We start from the raw sequence: 18,262 nt of genomic DNA, 5'->3' as shown, positions 1-18,262 counted from the left end.
AATTGTAAATAATTTGACAGTTTGCAGTGTAGCCTGGTTGTATGGTGTAGGCACCAAAGAAAAATTAACTGGAGTGAGACAAATGACTACCCGTGCAAATTTCGTCCGCATGCAGGACAGTACACAGCAAGACTGGCAAGTGATTGGTGCCGAGTTTATGCAGTTTTCTAAAGGCTTGTCGGATCGCGTGATCAAGCACTTGCAGATTCTGGAAGGCGACTACGGTGGCTTTCCGATTGACCGCTACACCCACTCGTTGCAAACAGCTACCCGCGCCTGGCGCGATGGGCGCGATGAAGATTACGTCGTCTGCGCTTTGTTGCATGACATCGGCGACACTCTGGGATCGTTTAATCACCCTGATATAGCAGCGGCGATTCTCAAGCCCTTTGCCAGTGATGCTAATCTGTGGATGGTGCAGCATCATGGGATTTTTCAGGGGCACTATTTTTTCCACCATATTGGTATGGACAAAGATATGCGCGAGCAATTTCGTACCCATCCTCATTTTGAACATACCGCTAGTTTTTGCGAGCTGTACGATAATCCCGCCTTCGATGCCACAGCAGAGACCTTGCCCATCAGCGAATTTGAACCCATGCTCAGGCGCTTTTTTGCCAAGCCACGCAACACGATTTACAAAGCGGCATTGACAGAGTAAACGTAGCAATACCGTTTTAAAATTCCATCATAAAATTAGGAGATCAAAATGACACACATGCATATTCCCTCAATTAAAGATCAAGTCAGCGCAGAAGAATGGCAGCTCCGTGTTGATCTTGCCGCTTGCTACCGTCTGGTCGCCGTGTATGGCTGGAGCGATCTGGTATTTACTCATATCACTGCCCGTATCCCTGGCCCGGAACATCATTTTCTGATCAATCCTTATGGCCTGATGTTTGATGAAATCAACGCCTCTTCGCTGGTAAAAGTCGATCAGCAATGCAACAAAATTATTGACTCACCTTTCCCGGTTAATCCTGCCGGTTTTGTCATCCACAGTGCCGTGCATGAAGCGCGTGACGATGTGCAATGCGTCTTGCACACGCATACCCGCGCCGGTGTGGCGGTTAGTGCGCAAAAATGCGGCGTACTGCCCATCTCGCAGCAATCGACTTTTGTACTGGCTTCATTGGCGTATCACGAATACGAAGGCGTCGCTTTCCGTGATGAAGAAAAACCGCGTTTGCAAGCCGATATGGGCAGAGCAAATTTCCTGATGTTGCGCAATCACGGTTTGCTGGTTGCTGGTAAATCTATCGCTGATGCCTTCCTCTCCATGTACACCTTTGAGGCGACATGCCAGATTCAATTGTCGGCACAAGCAGGTGGCGAGTTGACGCAAGTCAATCCATTGATTGTCAAAGGCGTGGCAGAAGCCATGCGGGTACAAACCGGCGGTCTTGGCGGTGCATTTGTATGGCCATCATTGATCCGTAAATTGGATCGTACGGATGAAAGTTATAAGTTATGAGCGGGGCTGCAAAGTCAGCTTCCACATCCAAAGTCGTCATCATTACTGGTAGCTCTGATGGCATCGGTGCAGAAGTGGCGAGGCAGCTTGCCAAAACTTATGGCAGCAAACTTGGCTTGGTATTGGCTGCGCGCAATGAGGCTATGTTGGATGCGGTCGCGGCAGAATGTCAGCAGCTCGGCAGTGCAACGCTAGTGGTAAAAACCGATGTCGGCGATCAGGCGCAATGTCAGCAACTGATACAGCGCACGGTTGATCACTTTGGCCGGATTGATGCGCTTATCAATAACGCAGGCAAATCCGCGCAAGCCTTGTTGTCCGATGTCAGCGATCTGGGCTGGTATGAAGAACTGTTCCGTATCAATCTGTGGGGCAGCATCTGGTGTACTCACGCCGCTTTGCCGCATATCAAAGCAAGCCGTGGCAATATCGTCGCCGTGTCATCTCTGGCTGGCTTGATGGGCATTCCGGGACGTACCGCCTATTGCACCAGCAAATTTGCGATGAATGGTTTTTTTGAAAGCTTACGTCTGGAAGTTAAGAACGCAGGCGTCGCAGTCACCATCGCTTATCCGGGCGTAGTTGCCACCCAAATCCGTTATCGCGGCTATAACGCAGCCGGTGTGGCAGCAGGTAGCAGCGGCTTAAAGGAAGACGATGCGATGTCGGTAGAAGAATGCGCCAGTCTGATCATTTCAGGGATGGAGCAAAGACAGCGCGACGTCGTCATGTCGGGCAAAGGCAAATTGCTACGCTGGCTAAAACTGATTGCACCAGGTCTGGTCGAGAAGATGGCGATGGCGGCGTTAAAGGACGAGGTCAGGCCGCATTAAAAATAGAAAGTCAATTTTTTGCTGATATCGTTGCTGATATTGTTGCTAAATAAGTAGCCAGGCAGATCACAGTTTGCCTGGCTTTTTTATTGGGCAGATAGACAGCTAATTTGTTTTTACGTAAGCTAGTGACGTAGCGCGCAACCACTTTATTCAGCACACACTATTGCCCAGACTTGGAAACCGAATGTTCATCATCTCAATTACCTATACCAAATCCATTCCCGAAGTCGATGCTCTCATGACGCCGCATCGGGACTATCTGAAAAGCTATTTCGACAGCGGCGTATTTGTATTGGCTGGCCGCAAAGTACCACGCAGTGGCGGCGTGATTTTAGCCAATAGCATGGACCGCGCAAAGATCGAATCCATCGTTCAGGAAGATCCGTTTTTTACCGGTGATGTAGCGAGTTTTGAGATTACTGAATTTGTCCCGTCGATGACGGCGGAGATGTTTGCGGGTTTGCTACCTGCGAGTTAGTACTTTAATGTAAACTAAAAAAGCCAGACCAGATCAGCAGATCCTGTCTGGCTTTTTTACTTAACCGCTATTCAAGTTTTTAAGTTTTAACATAATTAAAATCGGTGTTGAATCCCAAATGTCGCTGCATTTTGGGTGCTGGCAAATCCAGCGTCATCACGTGACACCCCGACTAATTTATTGTTGGACGCTTTGGCATAAGCTGCGGCGACATACAGGTCGGTGCGTTTAGATAATGCATATCTGGCGCGCACGACGGTCAGGCTTGGATCAGCATCGGCACCTGCCGGTAAGTTTTTGATGTCCTGATAGTAGTACACGCCTGTCAAAATCCACGACGGTGTTAATTGATAATTAAGGCCTGCCCAAATCAGATCACTACGTAAATCAGTTGCGCCAGTTGCCAGTGTCTTTTTGTAGTTGCGATAAGCGAGGAATAATTTCGCGGCATCGATTTCGTAAGACGCCGCAAGATGGATTGTTTTGGCTTTATCAATCGCACCATTGGCGGCGAGTGCACCATTTACCTGGTCATACACCGCAACCGCTGAGAATGGCCCGCTGCTCATACTGGCGGCGAGTGATAATTTAGCGCTGGCCGATGTGTCGCCCGCGACTTCACCCAACCCATAGGTTGCGCCCAATTTAAAACCGCTACCATCAAATTGGTATTTCACCATGTTGGAGGTGCCCGTCAACATACCGTCTTTGCGGCCACCGGTAGCGCCAGCCGAGGTCGCCCAAGAATATTGGGGTGCGTAGCCTAGCGGATCAAAGGGCAAAATAAAATCATAAGTCGTGCTGTAAGAGCGCCCGGCAACGATACGGCCAAAATCGCCTTGCAACCCGACATTGGCCTGACGCCCAAACAGATCGCCGTCTGATGTGCCCGTGTCGAGAATGACGCCGCCTTCCAATTGCCAGATGGCTTTTAATCCGCCACCCAAATCTTCATTCCCCCGAAAGCCCAGGCGGGATGTGTTCATGCCGCCGCTATTGAGTTTGAACGCGCTATTTTTGTTAGCGTCAGAATTATTGGTGTAGCCAATATTGGCATCGATTAAGCCATATACCGACACATTGCTTTGTGCGGATGCTGAGTTGGCGATGGCTAGTGGCAGCAGGACGATACTGACGGCCTTGCAGATTGTTTTAGTGTGCATTTTCTTGTCTCCCGATGGTGGTTAGTGCTGCTGAACTCGCTGGGCGTTCTGTTTTTCTCAGGCGATTGGTACGGCGTTGCCGTCTTTGTCGCTGGTGTCTCAGCAAGCATATAACTGCGCATTCTATTTATGCTCTAACTATGCGTCAGTCACGATCGATCGTAGCATCGTAAACCTTCAATTGGCTTTCAATGCCCGCCTGAATGTCGGTAGTTGTCGGGAGCGTGTTGAAAAACAACAAGGATTGCCCGTCGCTATTCTTGTTCATTTTTCGTTTGGGTCAGCGGCAGCGAGTGCGAACCAGTTTGGATTTGGCTCAACTCAGTTGGGCTATGTTGAGTTGGCTTTAGTTCAGTTCAGTTCAGTTGAGCTGAGTTTAGGTCGAGTCGTGCAAACCTATTTGCCAGATTCTGGCTTCCATTCTGCGGCTAATTGTTTGGCCTCGTCGATTTGCGCTTGGCTCATTTTTTTCTCGGCATATTGGCGGTACATCGCGGCAGCGTCGTATTCACCTGCCAGGCTAAACCATTTATATGCCTCGACACTATTTTGTGGCACGCCATTCCCTTTGAGGTAGAGCAAGCCAAGCTGGTATTGGGCGCTGGCATTGCCCTGATCCGCTGCCAGCTGTAAATAATATTTGGCTTGCCGAAAATCCTGGCGAGTACCAATCCCGCTAGCTAACATCGTGCCCAGACTGTATTGCGCATCGGCATAGCCTGCTTCCGCTGCTTTTTTATACCATTGCATTGCCTTGGCATAGTCTTGCACCACGCCCAGACCTTTGGCATACATACGCCCCAAATTGACTTGTGCACGCACATTGTCTTGCTGCGCGGCTTGCTGGTAGAGCGACATCGCTTTGGCGTAATCACGCTGCACACCTTCGCCATTGACATACATCAAACCCAGATTGAATTGCGCATTCGCATTGCCTTGCTCTGCCGCTTTGCTAAATGCGGCAACTGCAGCGGGGTAGTTTTGGTCTTCATAAAAACTAACGCCATTTTCAAAATCACCTGCCCTAGCCAGTTGGGCAGACACGGCAGACAGGATGAAAGCGCAGAGCAAAAGGGGGCGGAAAACATTCATCGGAAGCTCGCTATCGGCATACGTAGTTGCAGGGAAAAATCAATTCTATTCACCATAATCCGCAGGCTTGCTGCTGTCAACTTCTGGCTGCTTTGCAGCAGTATCAAAGCAGGACTGTACTATGGTTAAATAATATACTCCTAGGTAGTATTTTCAATTGTCCAGAGAAAGTCTGGACAATAGGTCATATTTATCAATTTATGAGGGGAGTATATGGTTTTGAATCAGGTTTCAGCGTAATTTACTTCTTGATTTTTACCGGGCGCTGCCAGTTCTCTAGCGTGATTTGTCTTGCACGTGAGATCGTCAATTTACCCTCTGGCGCGTCTTTGGTCAGCGTGGTGCCGGCAGCCAGCGTTGCACCTTTGCCGACGCGGACTGGTGCGACCAGTTGGCTGTCGCTACCGATAAATGCATCGTCCTCAATTATCGTGCGGAATTTATTCACGCCATCGTAATTGCAGGTGATCGTACCGGCACCGATGTTGACGCGGCTGCCGATGGTGGCATCGCCAATATACGCAAGGTGATTGGCCTTGCTATGTGCGGCAACCTGGCTATTTTTGATCTCGACAAAATTACCCACATGGACATCTTCTGCCAGCGTCGTACCGGGGCGCAGTCGCGCATACGGGCCTATCTGCGATTGCGCGCCGACTGTCGCATCTTCAATATGGCAGAACGGTTTGATCACCGTACCGGCCGCAATATGCGCATCTTTAATTACACAATGCGCTGCGATTTGTACGCCGTCTTCCAGCGTGACTTTGCCTTCAAACACGCAGCCGACATCAATCATCACGTCGCGTCCGCACGTCAGGCTGCCACGGATATCGATACGGGTCGGGTCGAACAAAGTGACACCTTGCTCCAATAATTTTTGCGCCAGATTACGCTGATAGATGCGTTCTAATTCCGCCAGCTGCACTTTGCTATTCACGCCCAGGGTTTCCCACACGGCGTCGGGTTGTGCTGACACAACGGGTACGCCATCTGCGACTGCACGCGCGACGATATCGGTTAGATAGTATTCGCCTTGCGCGTTGTTGTTCGATAGCGTGGTCAGCCATTGTTTTAGCTGTGCAGTCGGCGCGATGATGATGCCGGTATTGATTTCGGTAATGGCTTTCTCGGCTTCGCTGGCATCTTTTTGCTCGACGATACGCACAATCTTGCCACCTTCCCGCACGATGCGACCAAGACCTGTCGGGTCGTCCATGTCTGCCGTCAAAATCGCCAGCTTATCGCTACCCGCCGCCGCAATCAGTCGCTGCAAACTAGCGCTTGTGGTCAGCGGTACGTCGCCATACAACACTAGGGTCGGTACTTTTTCATCCAGCACCGGTGAGGCCTGCGCCACGGCATGTCCGGTGCCAAGCTGCGGTTCTTGTTTGGCAAACTGTAAATCGGGTGCGCCAATCAAGCTCGGTACCTGATCGCCGCCATGACCATAAATCACGCAAATATTATGCGTGCCAGCATCAGTGGCAAGACTGCGCGCCGTATCAATCACATGCGATAACAAGGGTTTGCCAGCCAGTGGATGCAAGACTTTAGGCAAAGCAGATTGCATACGTTTACCCATACCGGCAGCGAGAATAACGACGTTCATGGAGAATCCTGTTAGATGATTTTTTGATGTTGAAATTTTATCATGGGGTGCCTAGGTATATAAACGACTTAGCGTCAGGTAATCAAAAAGCAGGATGCTTTTTCTTTCTTGAACACATGCTATAGAGTTTGCTCTTCGTATTTGAAACCACTAGCCCAAAACAAAAAGGAGCAAGCCGCTAAGACGACTTGCTCCTTTTTCAGTTTAATTGGTAACTATCCATCTACAATTAAATCAGTAACCAGTTTCCTTTAAAGACAATCGGTCCGGTCGGTTTCTCAGGATTGCCTGAACCACCTTTAGGTTCCAGCGTCACCGCCAGCAGCGGCACGTTGTCGCTGTTCATATTGTCGGGCATAGGCAGCGTAATATTGCCATTGTCTGCGACCAGTCCCAGTGATTTAACCGTCCCGGCTTTGCTGACAGCCCATAATTCTAAACTTTTATCTGCCGCAATATTTTGTGCTTTGACGATATGCACGATCAATTGCTTGTGTTTGATATCGCCTGTGATCACTGCTATCGGTTCGGATTTGTCATTGGACAATGTCGCTACATAGCTATTGGTTGGCGGCAGGGTTTGATCGACTTGTTTGCTCAACAAGACGGATACCATGACCAGTGCCATCGCAGTGGAGAACATGCCCAAGCCACGCCAGAAAGCGAGGTCTTCGCGCAGATTGCGCCAGAACGCCCAACGGTCGGCACTTTGATTCAGTCCCAGACGTTTTTCCAGACTTTGCCAGACGCTATTGGCTGGTTGTGCAGTTTTGGCAAATTCTGCCATTGGTAGCAGATTGCCCTCCCACTGGCGCACCACTTGCTGTAATTGTGCGTCGCGGTTGAGCCAGCCTTCAAAGCGTCGACGTGCGCCGCCGCGTAAGGTACCAAGTACGTATTCAGCCGCTAGTTTTTGCTGCAAGTTGGGCTTATTTTGGATATTCATACTATCTCCATTTTGCCAAGGCAGGTGCGTAGCTTATCCAGCCCGCGCCGTATCCAGGTCTTGACAGTGCCCATCGGTAGTTTCATTTGTTCGGCTACTTCGCTATGTGACAGATCGTGAAAAAACGCCAACGCCATTGCCTGACGATGCAAACCTTCCAGACGTGACATACATGACGCCAGTGCTTTGGCATCCTGAGTCATTTCCAGTGACTGTATCGGGGTGAGATCGCCGCTCTCTAGCGCGTGTACGACATCCATATCAAAGTTATCCGCGTCAATTTCTACATCATGGTCGAGTCTGCGCAACAGATCAAAAGCGCGGTTACGCACAATGGTCGTCATCCAGGTCATCGGCGCGGCCAAACTGGCCTGATAAGTGGCGGCATTGTTCCAAATGTTGACAAAACTCTCTTGCAACACTTCTTCCGCCAGTTCGCGCTTAATTAATATACGCAGCGCGAAGCCAAACAGTTTCGGAGAAGTTGCATCATAAAGCGATCTAAACGCAATTGCGTCTTTTCGCGCGACGCCGGCGAGCCAGATATGCAGCTGGCCAGCGTCCATTTTGGATGTTTTTTGCAATTGGATATCCGTTTCGTATCTTGTTGTTACAAGGTGTTTCGAGGCGAAATAGCGCGTTCTGGAATAAGTGCCCAAATCATACGATAAGGGAAATGATTTTGCAGAAACTCTTCACAGTCGAATCGCATTATTCTTCTATTCGCAACAATCTATTGCTTATAGTCACCTTTATTGATTGATCTGGCTTGTATAGACTTGCTGCATCGATGAGCACGACACCGCAGCAACAGAAACAAACAGTGCGCGACTTACCGAGGCAGAAGAGATCCAATGTATCCCAAGCCTAGAGTCATCAACCTAACCATCTATCTTATTTGGAGAATTAAAATGAACGCGAAACAATTAATTGCTGCTGTTGCCCTGATCGCTACTGGTGTTACAACTGGTTCTGTTGCTTTCGCAGCGGATCACCAAGTTGGCGGCGAAGCGTATGTCAGTTTCCCTATTCCAAGTATGACAAAAACTAAGACAGACACTGTAAGCAACGGTAAAACCCGTGCAGAAGTTGTCGCAGAACTGAGCCAGGCACGTGCTGCTGGTTTGCCAGTCGGCGGCGAAGCATATGTGTCTTTTGCACCAGCAAAAACACAGCGCCCAGTAGTTGAAGCGACACAGATTTCTCAAAACAAATAAGTCGTTTTTTCTCCGACATGAACGCCGTCCTCGTGACGGCGTTTTTTGTTTTGCGTAAGGTGATTAAGGTGAAGGTACTATTTAAGAGAGAAACTATCCGGCACGCTTACTAAGATGCGAACTTAATATCAGCATACTATGTCGTAGTTGTTATCCGAATATCTGCTTTTTTGTTCTTAGCCAAGGAATATCCATGCCACAAGATGAGGTTGACGAGTTGGAATACGTAGGATTTTGGGCGCGGGTTGGTGCTTGTATAGTTGATTCTTTACTTTTAGCCGTCGTGATATACCCGATCCTGATTGCAATTTATGGCTGGGTCTATGTCAGTCCGACAAGTTCTGGTCTTGGCGCCGATACATTCTCGTTGGCACGGGGACCTGCCGATTTTTTAATGTCTTGGATTTTTCCAGCGATTGCGGTGATTGTGTTTTGGATAAAGCGCCAGTCAACGCCAGGCAAAGATGCTATTTCTGCCAAGATTGTGGATGCCAAAACTGGTAAAGAGCCGACTAAAACGCAATTGATTATTCGCTATCTTGGCTATTACGTGTCGACTATCCCGCTGGGACTGGGTTTGCTCTGGGTCGCCTTTGATCCGCGCAAGCAAGGCTGGCATGACAAATTAGCAGGGACGGTGGTGGTCCGGCGGAAAAATAGAATTCAAAAAGTGGTTTTTGATGGCAAGTAATATCGGTATTGTTTACGGCAAATCGAGTTCATATTGTTAAACAAAAAAAGGGGCGTTGTTCACAGCGCCCCTTTTCATGATGCAGCTAAATTTTTACTTCATCAACATCCACAATCTAGCGATATCAGCAGAACCATCGTTACCTTGTACGGTTTTAAAAATCTCAGCAGCTTTCGCTTTGTCGCCTGACTGTAGGTATGCCATTCCTAAATGTAGCTTAGCTTCTTCAGGTGCTTTCAAGCCACCTTTGGCAATACCGTCGTTCATCAGTGCAATACCTTTGTCGTATTGCGCACGGATTACATAGTTGTAACCCATGTTGACCATACCAGTGCCATTTTTGGATGATTTTGCTGCGGCTTCGCCTGCATCCAGGGTTTTGGCATCGTCTGCTGCTTGCTTGTTTGCTTTGTCACGTAATTGTTTATGCTTGGCTGCGTCTTTACCTTGACCTAAGATGTTAGCCGCATAGCCCGCGTCAACCGCTTGTTGTGCCTCTAGTGGCAAGCCCGCCAGAAGTGCTAGTTCTGCCATTTCAACAAATTGCGGACCATCTTCTATATTGTTTGTTTTGAGTAACAGTCGATATAGATCCAGACGCAAACGATCAGAGAATCCTGGCTTGCGTTCAACACGGTAGATCAAGTCGCCCCAGTACTCTTTTTTGGGATAATACGTAACCAATAATTCTAAAACACCAATGTAGCCAGCATCATCTTTAAGTTGTTGATAACTATTACCTAGCAGGCGCAAATTATCGTTGTTAGGTGTGCGTTTAGCATCTTGATCCGCTGCTAGTAACTGCTTTAGCTCTTTCGCTGCGCCGGCAAAATCATTTTGCAGATACATAGCACGTGCCAGTAAAGTATGTACTGCCTGGCTAGTACTATCTTTTGCTAAATAGCGTAATGCCCACTGCTTAGATAAATCATATTTCTTTTCGTTGAAATAAGTACCTGCCATCGCTTCGATCAAGCGCAGTTTTTCAGGCTCCTGAAGGAAATTACTTTTCAGCATGCCTTCAAAGGAGGTCGCTAATAATTCAGTATTGTTCGTGCCTGACGCAACGACTGCTCGCATACGGTCGATCGCAAATATTTCATATGGTGTTTTATTTTCAATAGATTCAAGAGCATTAATTTTTTCTAATGCTTGCGGATACTGTTTGGCAGCGAGTAACTCCTGAATTTCATTAAGCGGTTTCCCCATTGCTGGACGCACGGTTTCAGTTTTTGCGGGAGCAGGTGCCGCCGCTTCAGTTTCTGCATAAGCAGTGGAGGCGGCAAACGGCAATGCGTTATAGCCAAGAGCCAAAACTAAGCTTGCCAAGACAAGGGATGAATTCTTTTTCATGTGCGTAAATTAAAGAGAGGTTTCACAGTGCTAAATTAAAGGCGCCGAGGAATATATTTTAAACGTGCAATGAACATGCTGCATCAGGCACGGTTCTGATAGTACAAATCATTATATCTGAGTGCGAAGCGCCATCTGTCAGTTCAGTGGGTTTGTTCATTCACTAGATACTTAGCGCAGTTTGTGCTGGATTTAAAAATCGCTGTATGACAAATTCGCCTCCTTTGATATTTTATATCCCCTTTAACAAATTTGAGCTAGCAAAGCACATTTACAAAAATGTGCATTTTTCTTATTTGCGCAGACGACCAGGCTCGTATTGGTTGGCGTATTGGCGCGGCATAACACTTATTGCGTATTTGGCACAGATCCTGCATAGAAAAGCGAGAATCGAATATTGCTTTATAGACTTATCTATAAAAGCATGGCAAATTATTATTTATATTTTTTACTTCAGTATTTGGCGCTATCTGTGAAACCTACCAAGCAGTGATAAGCATTGGATAAGTGTTTCGATACACAATTATTTTTTATAAGCAAAAACGGATCAGTTTTATTTTTTTGTAAATTTAATTTTTACTCTGAGGGAAGACCCAATGCTGGTGCACAAAAAAATAAAACCATCTTTTGGTTTGGCATTAAGCGTCATTTTTACAACGAGCTTACTTGCGGCCTGCCAGAAAACACCGCTGCCAGAAGAGCCAGCAAATGAGGCATCTGTCCCACAGAGTGCAGCGTCAGCGCCTACCGGCCTGGTCAAAAACCCCTACAAACACAGTGGAACAGCGGATGTCACCAAATGGATGGATATGGCCTCTACCAAAACGCCCGCGCAAATAGCTCAGGAAGAGAAGTTAGCAAAAGACGCAAAACTGGCGCAAGAGGCAAAAGCCTTAGCAGAGAAATCCGCAGCGAATTCCCGCGAGACATCAAAACCTGCCGCAGTTGTGCCGCAGACGGTTGCACCTAAAGTGATCGAGCCGGTCGCAGTTGCACCAGCACCAGCACCAGCACCAGTCGTTGCTGCTGCCACGCCAAAGACTACGCCTCCACCAACGCCAATGCCTGCCGCAACCCCCGCACCAGAGCAAACGGTTCTTAAATTATTAACCAGTACGCAACCCAAATTTCCTAACAAGGTTGCCCGATCCGGTATCACTAGCGGCGTAGTAAAAGCGCGTGTCCACATTGATACGGATGGCAAGGTCTCTCAAGTCGAAATTCTTTCAGCAAAACCCGCAAGACTGTTTGATGCAGAAGTTATTTCCGCCGTCTCTCAGTGGAAATATGCGCCTATCTCTAAGCCGCAAACTTTAGTTTTAGAATTTAATTTTAAACTGGAAGATTGAGGCAAGCATCGTTTAACGTTCGCAGCAAAATCTGGATGTTCAGCCTAAAATGCTAGGGTTAAGCGTCCATGTAGAATAAGTCAGACCGCAAGCAAAACTGACCCACGCCAGATAAGGCAATAGCAGCAAAGCGGCTACTTTATGCAAACGCCAAAAGGCGATGATCGTGCCAGCAATTAGTACCCAAAGCAGCAGTATTTCCACAAATGCTAAAGCTCCTTGGTGCCACACAAAAAATAACCAGGTCCACAGTGCATTCGCCGTAAGCTGCACAACAAAAATACCCAGCGCAGCACCAGCACGCTGCAACCCATAAGCACGCCAGACTAGCCAGACTGCAATCGCCATCATCAAATACAACAGCGTCCATACCGGACCAAAAAGCCAGGCGGGCGGTGCCCAGACAGGGCGCACAAGTTGCGTATAAAAAGCCCCCGCCTGCGCCGATGCAAATGCGCCTATGGCAGCCGCGGCAAAGGTGATGATAAACCAGCCGATGAAGCCGGTTATTTGCGTACTCAAGGGATAAAGAGAGTTAGTTTTTTGCATGAGCAACCTATGGTAAAAATAAAAAACCGGGTGGCAATATATGTCTCGAAAATCTGGGTTAAAACTTCAACATAGCGCATTCAGAAAGTGACCAGATTTTATCTTCGGACTTAGATGGTCGCACACTCTCTGGCGGCGCGACTTTTGGGAACAAGACCTTGTATCGTGCGGGCTTACCACCCAGCGATTCTGTCTTGAAATAACTTTCGTTACGCTCACGTGTCAGGCCGCACATGCCACGCAAGGTGAACATCGATGACGACACCGAGCCGCCAGAAATGAGACTGACCTCGACTTCAGAGTTGTCTGGGTTTCGTGTAGTTTCTAAAAAAAACATTTCTAGTGTTTTACCATTTTCTACCGCTTGGTTTTTGACTTCCAAGCGGAAAAGTTTCTCCTCCGCCTGCGCAGCCAGAGCGGTGAGAGCAACGAGAGGAGTGACCGATACAGCAGCGATGATTGCAGTAGCAAAGATATTCTTCATGGTTTTCTCCAAAGCGATTAAGTTTACTTACAGGTTTCGGCAGAATCTTTATTGCCCAGCATGTGATGCCATGAGCCATGAATAAGTTCTATTTAAATATACTCCCCCATATTTTTATCAAATATTGGTTAATGACCATTAAATATATGGACGATTAAGTATACTGTAATGGAGTATATTTATTATTGTAAAAAGACTTGTTGTCAGTGCTTGATATTTGTCACTGAATAAGCAGCTAAATATGCATCTAAACACATAACTGAATCGGCAGCAGAACTTATGGATAGCGGCGTTTCCTCTCGGCGACAGAACCGATAATAAGTTGCTCAAGGACTTTAAGATCGACATCGCTAAGCTTGCGGATGTACAAACAGGCTTTTGCTGTCTTGTGCTTTCCCAGTTTGGCTAGCAGTTCGTCATGATCGGGGAAGCTAGCTAAAATATAGACACTGATATCGCCCTTACGTGACGAGAAACCTGTCAGGCATGAGTCACCTTCGCGGCCACTCTCGTACTTATAGTGATGGCTGCCAAAACCGACGATACTGGCTCCCCACATCTGCGGTTTGTGTTTGGTCGCTTTGGCCATCAGCTGGCTTAAATCTTCACAATCCTTGCGCCTGCAGCCATCTTCAATTGCGGCAAGATAATCCTCCACGCTGGCCGCAGTCGCTTGCGTTTTGTTCTCAGCCATGGATTACCTTTTTAGGTTGAATCATATACGTGCAATTGGATAATGCTAACGGGATCTGCACTGATATATATAGACTTATTCCTGGTACTTCTTAGCACTATTATTCCTGAGATTTACATCCGATATTTAAACAAGTATTCAGACTCTGGCGCTAAGCTCCATGCTTATTTAGCCTACAGGCTTCTTGAGTGAGCGGTCGTTGCGACAGGCACTAAGTGGCTTTGCTTTGGCTGAGATAATCTTGGATACTTCATGTGACTCGGAGTTGGCAATGAGCTTAATACATGCGCAACCATAGCCATAATTATTGTTCGTCTTGACCCATTGCGAGGCCCCGAATTCTGGCCAATCACCGTCGGCTTGCGCGCCACCTTGCGTACTAATAAGCCATTCGCCTTCGCGGTCAACCAGCGATGCGTTCTGCGGCGTGGGATTGTGAAACCAGCCACATCGTAGCTTCGCGGTATCGGCATTCTCGCTAGCGCTGGCCGTCAATAAGAATGTCATTGTGAGTAGCAGTACGAGTGCTTGTTTTGATGTTTGCATACAAATATTGAAAGGCGAATCCAAAGCTCAGACATGCCGCATAATGCGACTCCCTACAAGGCATAAAAATATCATGTCGTTCGCCTTGACTGTCATATTAATTATGTAGAGTTTTAAAATAGATCCTCGCTTGCTACTTGTCTATGCATCAAAAAGGACGCTACATTTTACAGGTGAGATGAGCGCATCGCAGTCGCACCTATCGGATTAATAAAAATCCCGGCATAAAACCGGGATTTTTATTAATTGACGAAACTAAATAATTACATATTCCGCCGGTACTGCCCACCAACCTCAAACAACGCCGTAGTAATTTGCCCCAATGAACAAACTCGTGCTGCGTCCATTAGTTTGGCAAAGACGTTTTCATCATTGATAGCAGCTTGCTGTAATGCCGCCAGTGCCTGCGGTGCGTCTTTTGCGTGGCGCTGATGGAAGTCGGCCAGGCGGGTGAGTTGCGATTGTTTTTCTTCGTCGGTAGAACGAGCCAACTCAATTTTTTGTGGTGTCTCGCCTTGCTTAGGATTGCGGAAGGTGTTGACACCGATGATCGGTAATGTGCCGTCATGTTTCAGGTGTTCGTAGTGCATGGATTCTTCCTGGATCTTGCCGCGTTGGTAGCCGGTTTCCATTGCGCCTAATACGCCACCACGTTCTGCGATACGCTCAAACTCTTGCATCACGGCTTCTTCAACTAAGTCGGTGAGCTCTTCGATGATGAAGCTGCCCTGAATAGGATTTTCATTTTTGGCTAAACCCCATTCACGGTTGATGATCAGCTGGATCGCCAGAGCGCGTCGTACTGATTCATCTGTGGGTGTCGTGATTGCTTCATCATACGCATTGGTATGCAGGCTGTTGCAATTGTCATAGATCGCAATCAAGGCTTGCAACGTAGTGCGGATATCGTTGAAGTCAATTTCTTGTGCATGCAACGAGCGGCCGCTGGTCTGGATATGGTATTTCAGTTTTTGGCTACGATCATTCGCACCGTATTTGTCGCGCATGGCAACTGCCCAGATGCGACGTGCGACGCGGCCAAGCACTGTGTATTCGGGGTCCATGCCGTTGCTGAAGAAGAACGACAAGTTAGCGGCGAAATCATCAATATGCATGCCACGTGCGAGATAGGCTTCCACAAAAGTAAAGCCATTCGACATAGTGAAGGCGAGTTGAGAAATCGGATTGGCGCCGGCTTCTGCGATGTGATAACCGGAGATCGATACCGAATAAAAGTTGCGCACTTGGTGATGTACAAAATACTCTTGGATATCGCCCATGACTTTGAGCGAGAACTCGGTCGAGAAGATGCAGGTATTTTGTCCCTGATCTTCTTTCAGAATATCGGCCTGAACCGTGCCGCGCACATTCATCAACACCCAGGCGCGGATTTTTGCGGCTTCATCTGCAGTTGGTTCGCGCTTATTATCGGAGCGGAATTTGTCCATCTGCTGATCAATTGCGGTGTTCATAAAGAAAGCTAAAATCGTTGGTGCTGGACCGTTGATCGTCATGGACACTGAGGTTGCCGGATCACATAAATCAAATCCGTCGTATAAGACTTTCATGTCTTCTAAGGTGGCGACGGACACGCCTGAGTTACCGACTTTGCCGTAAATATCTGGGCGGATCGCCGGGTCAGCGCCGTACAAGGTAACAGAATCAAAGGCGGTAGAGAGGCGCTTGGCGGGCATCCCTTGTGATACCAATTTGAAACGCTTATTCGTACGGAAAGGATCGCCCTCTCCTGCAAACATGCGGGTTGGGTCTTCCCCCTCGCGTTTGAAAGCAAAAACACCCGCCGTGAACGGGAATGATCCAGGTACGTTTTCTAACATCAACCAGCGCAAAATTTCGCCATGATCGACAAATCGCGGCAAAGCAACTTTGCGGATTTTTGTGCCAGACAAGGTGCTGGTCACTAACTGTGTACGGATTTCTTTATCGCGAATTTTGACCACATATTCATCACCGGCATACGCGGCCTGCATATCTGGCCACATGGTGATCAGCTTTTTGGATTCGGCATCCAGATGATGATCACGCTCGGTAATCAGATCGTCAAAGTCAGCCACTTTGCCCGCTTTAGCCAACATGCGTTTGGCTTCTTGTAATTGCTGACGTTCGCGGGCGATTGCTACTTGCTTGCCTGTGTGTTTGTGATAATGACGGACAGTATCAGCGATCTCCGCCAGATAGCGGCTGCGTGCAGGCGGCACGATGACGTTTTTACCGCTAGAAAATTTGGCGTTCACCGGCACCAACTTACTCGGCACAGCTTTCAGTCCGCGTTCAGTCAGCGCAGGTAAGATGCCTTGATATAAGGCAGTAACACCATCGTCATTGAAGCGTGACGCTTGTGTGCCATACACCGGCATTTCTTCCGGCTTTTTAGTCCACAGCTCACGGTTGCGCTGATACTGCTTAGCAACATCACGCAAAGCATCTAGCGCACCTTTGCGGTCAAACTTATTGATCGCGACAAAATCAGCAAAGTCCAGCATGTCGATTTTTTCCAGTTGTGATGCAGCGCCAAACTCAGGCGTCATGACATACATACTCAAATCCACATGCGGCACGATTGCGGCATCGCCCTGACCGATACCGGATGTTTCAACGATGATCAGATCAAAGCCAGCAACCTTACAAGCAGCGATCACATCCGGTAATGCTTGTGAAATCTCAGACCCAGCTTCGCGTGTCGCCAGCGACCGCATAAAAACCTTCAGCTTGCCACCCCAAGGGCTAATCGCGTTCATACGGATACGATCTCCCAGCAGAGCACCGCCCGATTTACGACGTGAAGGATCAATTGATATCAGAGCGATATTCAGTTGATCATCTTGGTCCAAACGAATCCGGCGTATCAACTCATCCGTCAACGAGGATTTACCCGCACCACCAGTGCCAGTAATACCAAATGCTGGTGTCTTGATGTTATCTGCCGCGGTCTGAATCGCATGACGCAACTCAGACGTAACGCGATCGTTTTCTAATGCGGTGATGAGTTGTGCCAGAGGACGATGTTTAGCGACCATGTCATCGCCTTGCAAACTGTCGATCTGCGTCGGAGCGTAACCGGATAAATCCGTATCGCAGGCCTGAATCATCGACAGAATCATGCCGACCAGACCCAAGCGCTGTCCATCTTCTGGACTAAAAATGCGGGCGACGCCATAAGCATGCAGATCGGCGATTTCGTCCGGCACGATCACACCACCGCCACCGCCAAATACTTTGATATGCGCACCGCCGCGTTGCCTGAGCAAATCGATCATGTATTTAAAATATTCAACATGACCACCTTGGTAGCTAGAGATAGCAATACCCTGTGCGTCTTCCTGCAAAGCGGCAGTAACGATTTCTTCAACCGAACGGTTGTGTCCAAGATGGATAACCTCTGCACCATTCGCCATCAAAATCCGGCGCATGATGTTGATCGAGGCATCATGACCATCGAACAGAGAAGCGGCAGTGACAAAACGTACCTTATTGGCAGGTTTGTATTCGGTTAATTTTTGGGCGATGGACAGGTCGGTCATGTCTTCCTCAACGGTCAGGATTTTTGTATGTTTTATCGATTTGACTACAAATATTCTTGGTAATTGTAGACGTTTCAATGGATAAGCTAAGTTATATGACGTTAACGTAAACGTCAATCTGAAAATTCACATTGGAAGTTCATAAAGCTGCAAACTCCATTACCACATCACGGCTAAAGGATTATCCAAATTTGGCGGGACGTCAATTAGCAAACTTTATTGAAGAGAGAACTCTA

General features: G+C 47.9%; 18 protein-coding genes. 7 read left to right on the top strand and 11 right to left on the bottom strand.

Annotated features, from left to right (window positions below; translation table 11 throughout):
* Positions 1–82: 82 nt before the first annotated feature.
* From RGU72_RS15175 to RGU72_RS15160, 4 genes are all read left to right on the top strand, one after another.
* Positions 83–661: an HD domain-containing protein gene (locus RGU72_RS15175; protein ID WP_322120523.1), complete on the top strand. Its 579-nt coding sequence runs from the start codon at positions 83–85 to the stop codon at positions 659–661.
* Between the two features lie 57 nt (positions 662–718).
* Positions 719–1,474, top strand: coding sequence for a class II aldolase/adducin family protein (locus RGU72_RS15170; RefSeq protein WP_322121655.1), 756 nt, complete (start codon positions 719–721; stop codon positions 1,472–1,474).
* Positions 1,471–2,307: an SDR family oxidoreductase gene (locus RGU72_RS15165; RefSeq protein ID WP_322120522.1), complete on the top strand. Its 837-nt coding sequence runs from the start codon at positions 1,471–1,473 to the stop codon at positions 2,305–2,307. Before RGU72_RS15170 ends, RGU72_RS15165 begins: the two co-directional genes overlap by 4 nt.
* Before the next feature lie 187 nt (positions 2,308–2,494).
* Positions 2,495–2,788 carry a YciI family protein gene (locus RGU72_RS15160; RefSeq protein ID WP_322120521.1) on the top strand — a complete coding sequence of 98 codons (294 nt, stop codon included), beginning with the start codon at positions 2,495–2,497 and terminating at the stop codon, positions 2,786–2,788.
* Between the two features lie 95 nt (positions 2,789–2,883).
* Here RGU72_RS15160 and RGU72_RS15155 read toward each other — a convergent pair whose 3' ends face one another.
* The 5 genes from RGU72_RS15155 to RGU72_RS15135 all read right to left on the bottom strand — a co-directional run bounded on the left by RGU72_RS15155 (position 2,884) and on the right by RGU72_RS15135 (position 8,167).
* Complete coding sequence (locus tag RGU72_RS15155) at positions 2,884–3,951, bottom strand: porin (protein ID WP_322120520.1); 1,068 nt, start codon at positions 3,949–3,951, stop codon at positions 2,884–2,886.
* 396 nt (positions 3,952–4,347) lie between these two features.
* Positions 4,348–4,995 (bottom strand): tetratricopeptide repeat protein, encoded by a 648-nt coding sequence (locus RGU72_RS15150; protein ID WP_322120519.1) that lies wholly within the window; start codon positions 4,993–4,995, stop codon positions 4,348–4,350.
* Between the two features lie 289 nt (positions 4,996–5,284).
* Complete coding sequence (glmU, locus tag RGU72_RS15145) at positions 5,285–6,655, bottom strand: bifunctional UDP-N-acetylglucosamine diphosphorylase/glucosamine-1-phosphate N-acetyltransferase GlmU (RefSeq protein WP_322120518.1); 1,371 nt, start codon at positions 6,653–6,655, stop codon at positions 5,285–5,287.
* Between the two features lie 229 nt (positions 6,656–6,884).
* Positions 6,885–7,601, bottom strand: a complete 717-nt coding sequence (locus RGU72_RS15140) for an anti-sigma factor domain-containing protein (protein ID WP_322120517.1) — start codon at positions 7,599–7,601, stop codon at positions 6,885–6,887.
* Positions 7,598–8,167, bottom strand: coding sequence for a sigma-70 family RNA polymerase sigma factor (locus RGU72_RS15135; protein ID WP_322121654.1), 570 nt, complete (start codon positions 8,165–8,167; stop codon positions 7,598–7,600). The genes RGU72_RS15140 and RGU72_RS15135 overlap by 4 nt, the downstream gene beginning before the upstream one ends.
* 345 nt (positions 8,168–8,512) lie before the next feature.
* Between RGU72_RS15135 and RGU72_RS15130 the strand changes: the two genes are divergently transcribed.
* A complete protein-coding gene (locus RGU72_RS15130) occupies positions 8,513–8,818 on the top strand; it encodes a DUF4148 domain-containing protein (RefSeq protein WP_322120516.1) in 306 nt (101 codons plus the stop codon).
* 193 nt (positions 8,819–9,011) lie between these two features.
* Entirely contained in the window at positions 9,012–9,509 is a 498-nt protein-coding gene (locus RGU72_RS15125) for an RDD family protein (protein ID WP_322120515.1), read from the top strand.
* Between the two features lie 93 nt (positions 9,510–9,602).
* On the opposite strand, the gene RGU72_RS15120 is transcribed toward RGU72_RS15125, so the two are convergent.
* Complete coding sequence (locus RGU72_RS15120) at positions 9,603–10,862, bottom strand: tetratricopeptide repeat protein (RefSeq protein ID WP_322120514.1); 1,260 nt, start codon at positions 10,860–10,862, stop codon at positions 9,603–9,605.
* A gap of 596 nt (positions 10,863–11,458) precedes the next feature.
* On the opposite strand from RGU72_RS15120, the gene RGU72_RS15115 reads away from it, so the two are divergent.
* A complete protein-coding gene (locus RGU72_RS15115; RefSeq protein ID WP_322120513.1) occupies positions 11,459–12,211 on the top strand; it encodes an energy transducer TonB in 753 nt (250 codons plus the stop codon).
* Between the two features lie 39 nt (positions 12,212–12,250).
* Here RGU72_RS15115 and RGU72_RS15110 read toward each other — a convergent pair whose 3' ends face one another.
* The 5 genes from RGU72_RS15110 to icmF form a co-directional block, all read right to left on the bottom strand.
* Entirely contained in the window at positions 12,251–12,760 is a 510-nt protein-coding gene (locus RGU72_RS15110) for a TspO/MBR family protein (protein WP_322120512.1), read from the bottom strand.
* Between the two features lie 58 nt (positions 12,761–12,818).
* A complete protein-coding gene (locus RGU72_RS15105; RefSeq protein ID WP_322120511.1) occupies positions 12,819–13,244 on the bottom strand; it encodes a hypothetical protein in 426 nt (141 codons plus the stop codon).
* 277 nt (positions 13,245–13,521) lie between these two features.
* Positions 13,522–13,938 (bottom strand): DUF1801 domain-containing protein, encoded by a 417-nt coding sequence (locus tag RGU72_RS15100; protein ID WP_322120510.1) that lies wholly within the window; start codon positions 13,936–13,938, stop codon positions 13,522–13,524.
* Between the two features lie 168 nt (positions 13,939–14,106).
* Complete coding sequence (locus RGU72_RS15095; RefSeq protein WP_322120509.1) at positions 14,107–14,484, bottom strand: DUF4087 domain-containing protein; 378 nt, start codon at positions 14,482–14,484, stop codon at positions 14,107–14,109.
* A 263-nt stretch (positions 14,485–14,747) separates the two neighbouring features.
* A complete protein-coding gene (icmF, locus tag RGU72_RS15090; RefSeq protein ID WP_322120508.1) occupies positions 14,748–18,026 on the bottom strand; it encodes a fused isobutyryl-CoA mutase/GTPase IcmF in 3,279 nt (1,092 codons plus the stop codon).
* Positions 18,027–18,262 lie beyond the last annotated feature (236 nt).

Origin of the sequence: Undibacterium sp. 5I1, from assembly GCF_034314085.1 — a bacterium.
GTDB lineage: Bacteria > Pseudomonadota > Gammaproteobacteria > Burkholderiales > Burkholderiaceae_D > Undibacterium.
This window is presented reverse-complemented; position numbering and strand designations above follow the sequence as displayed.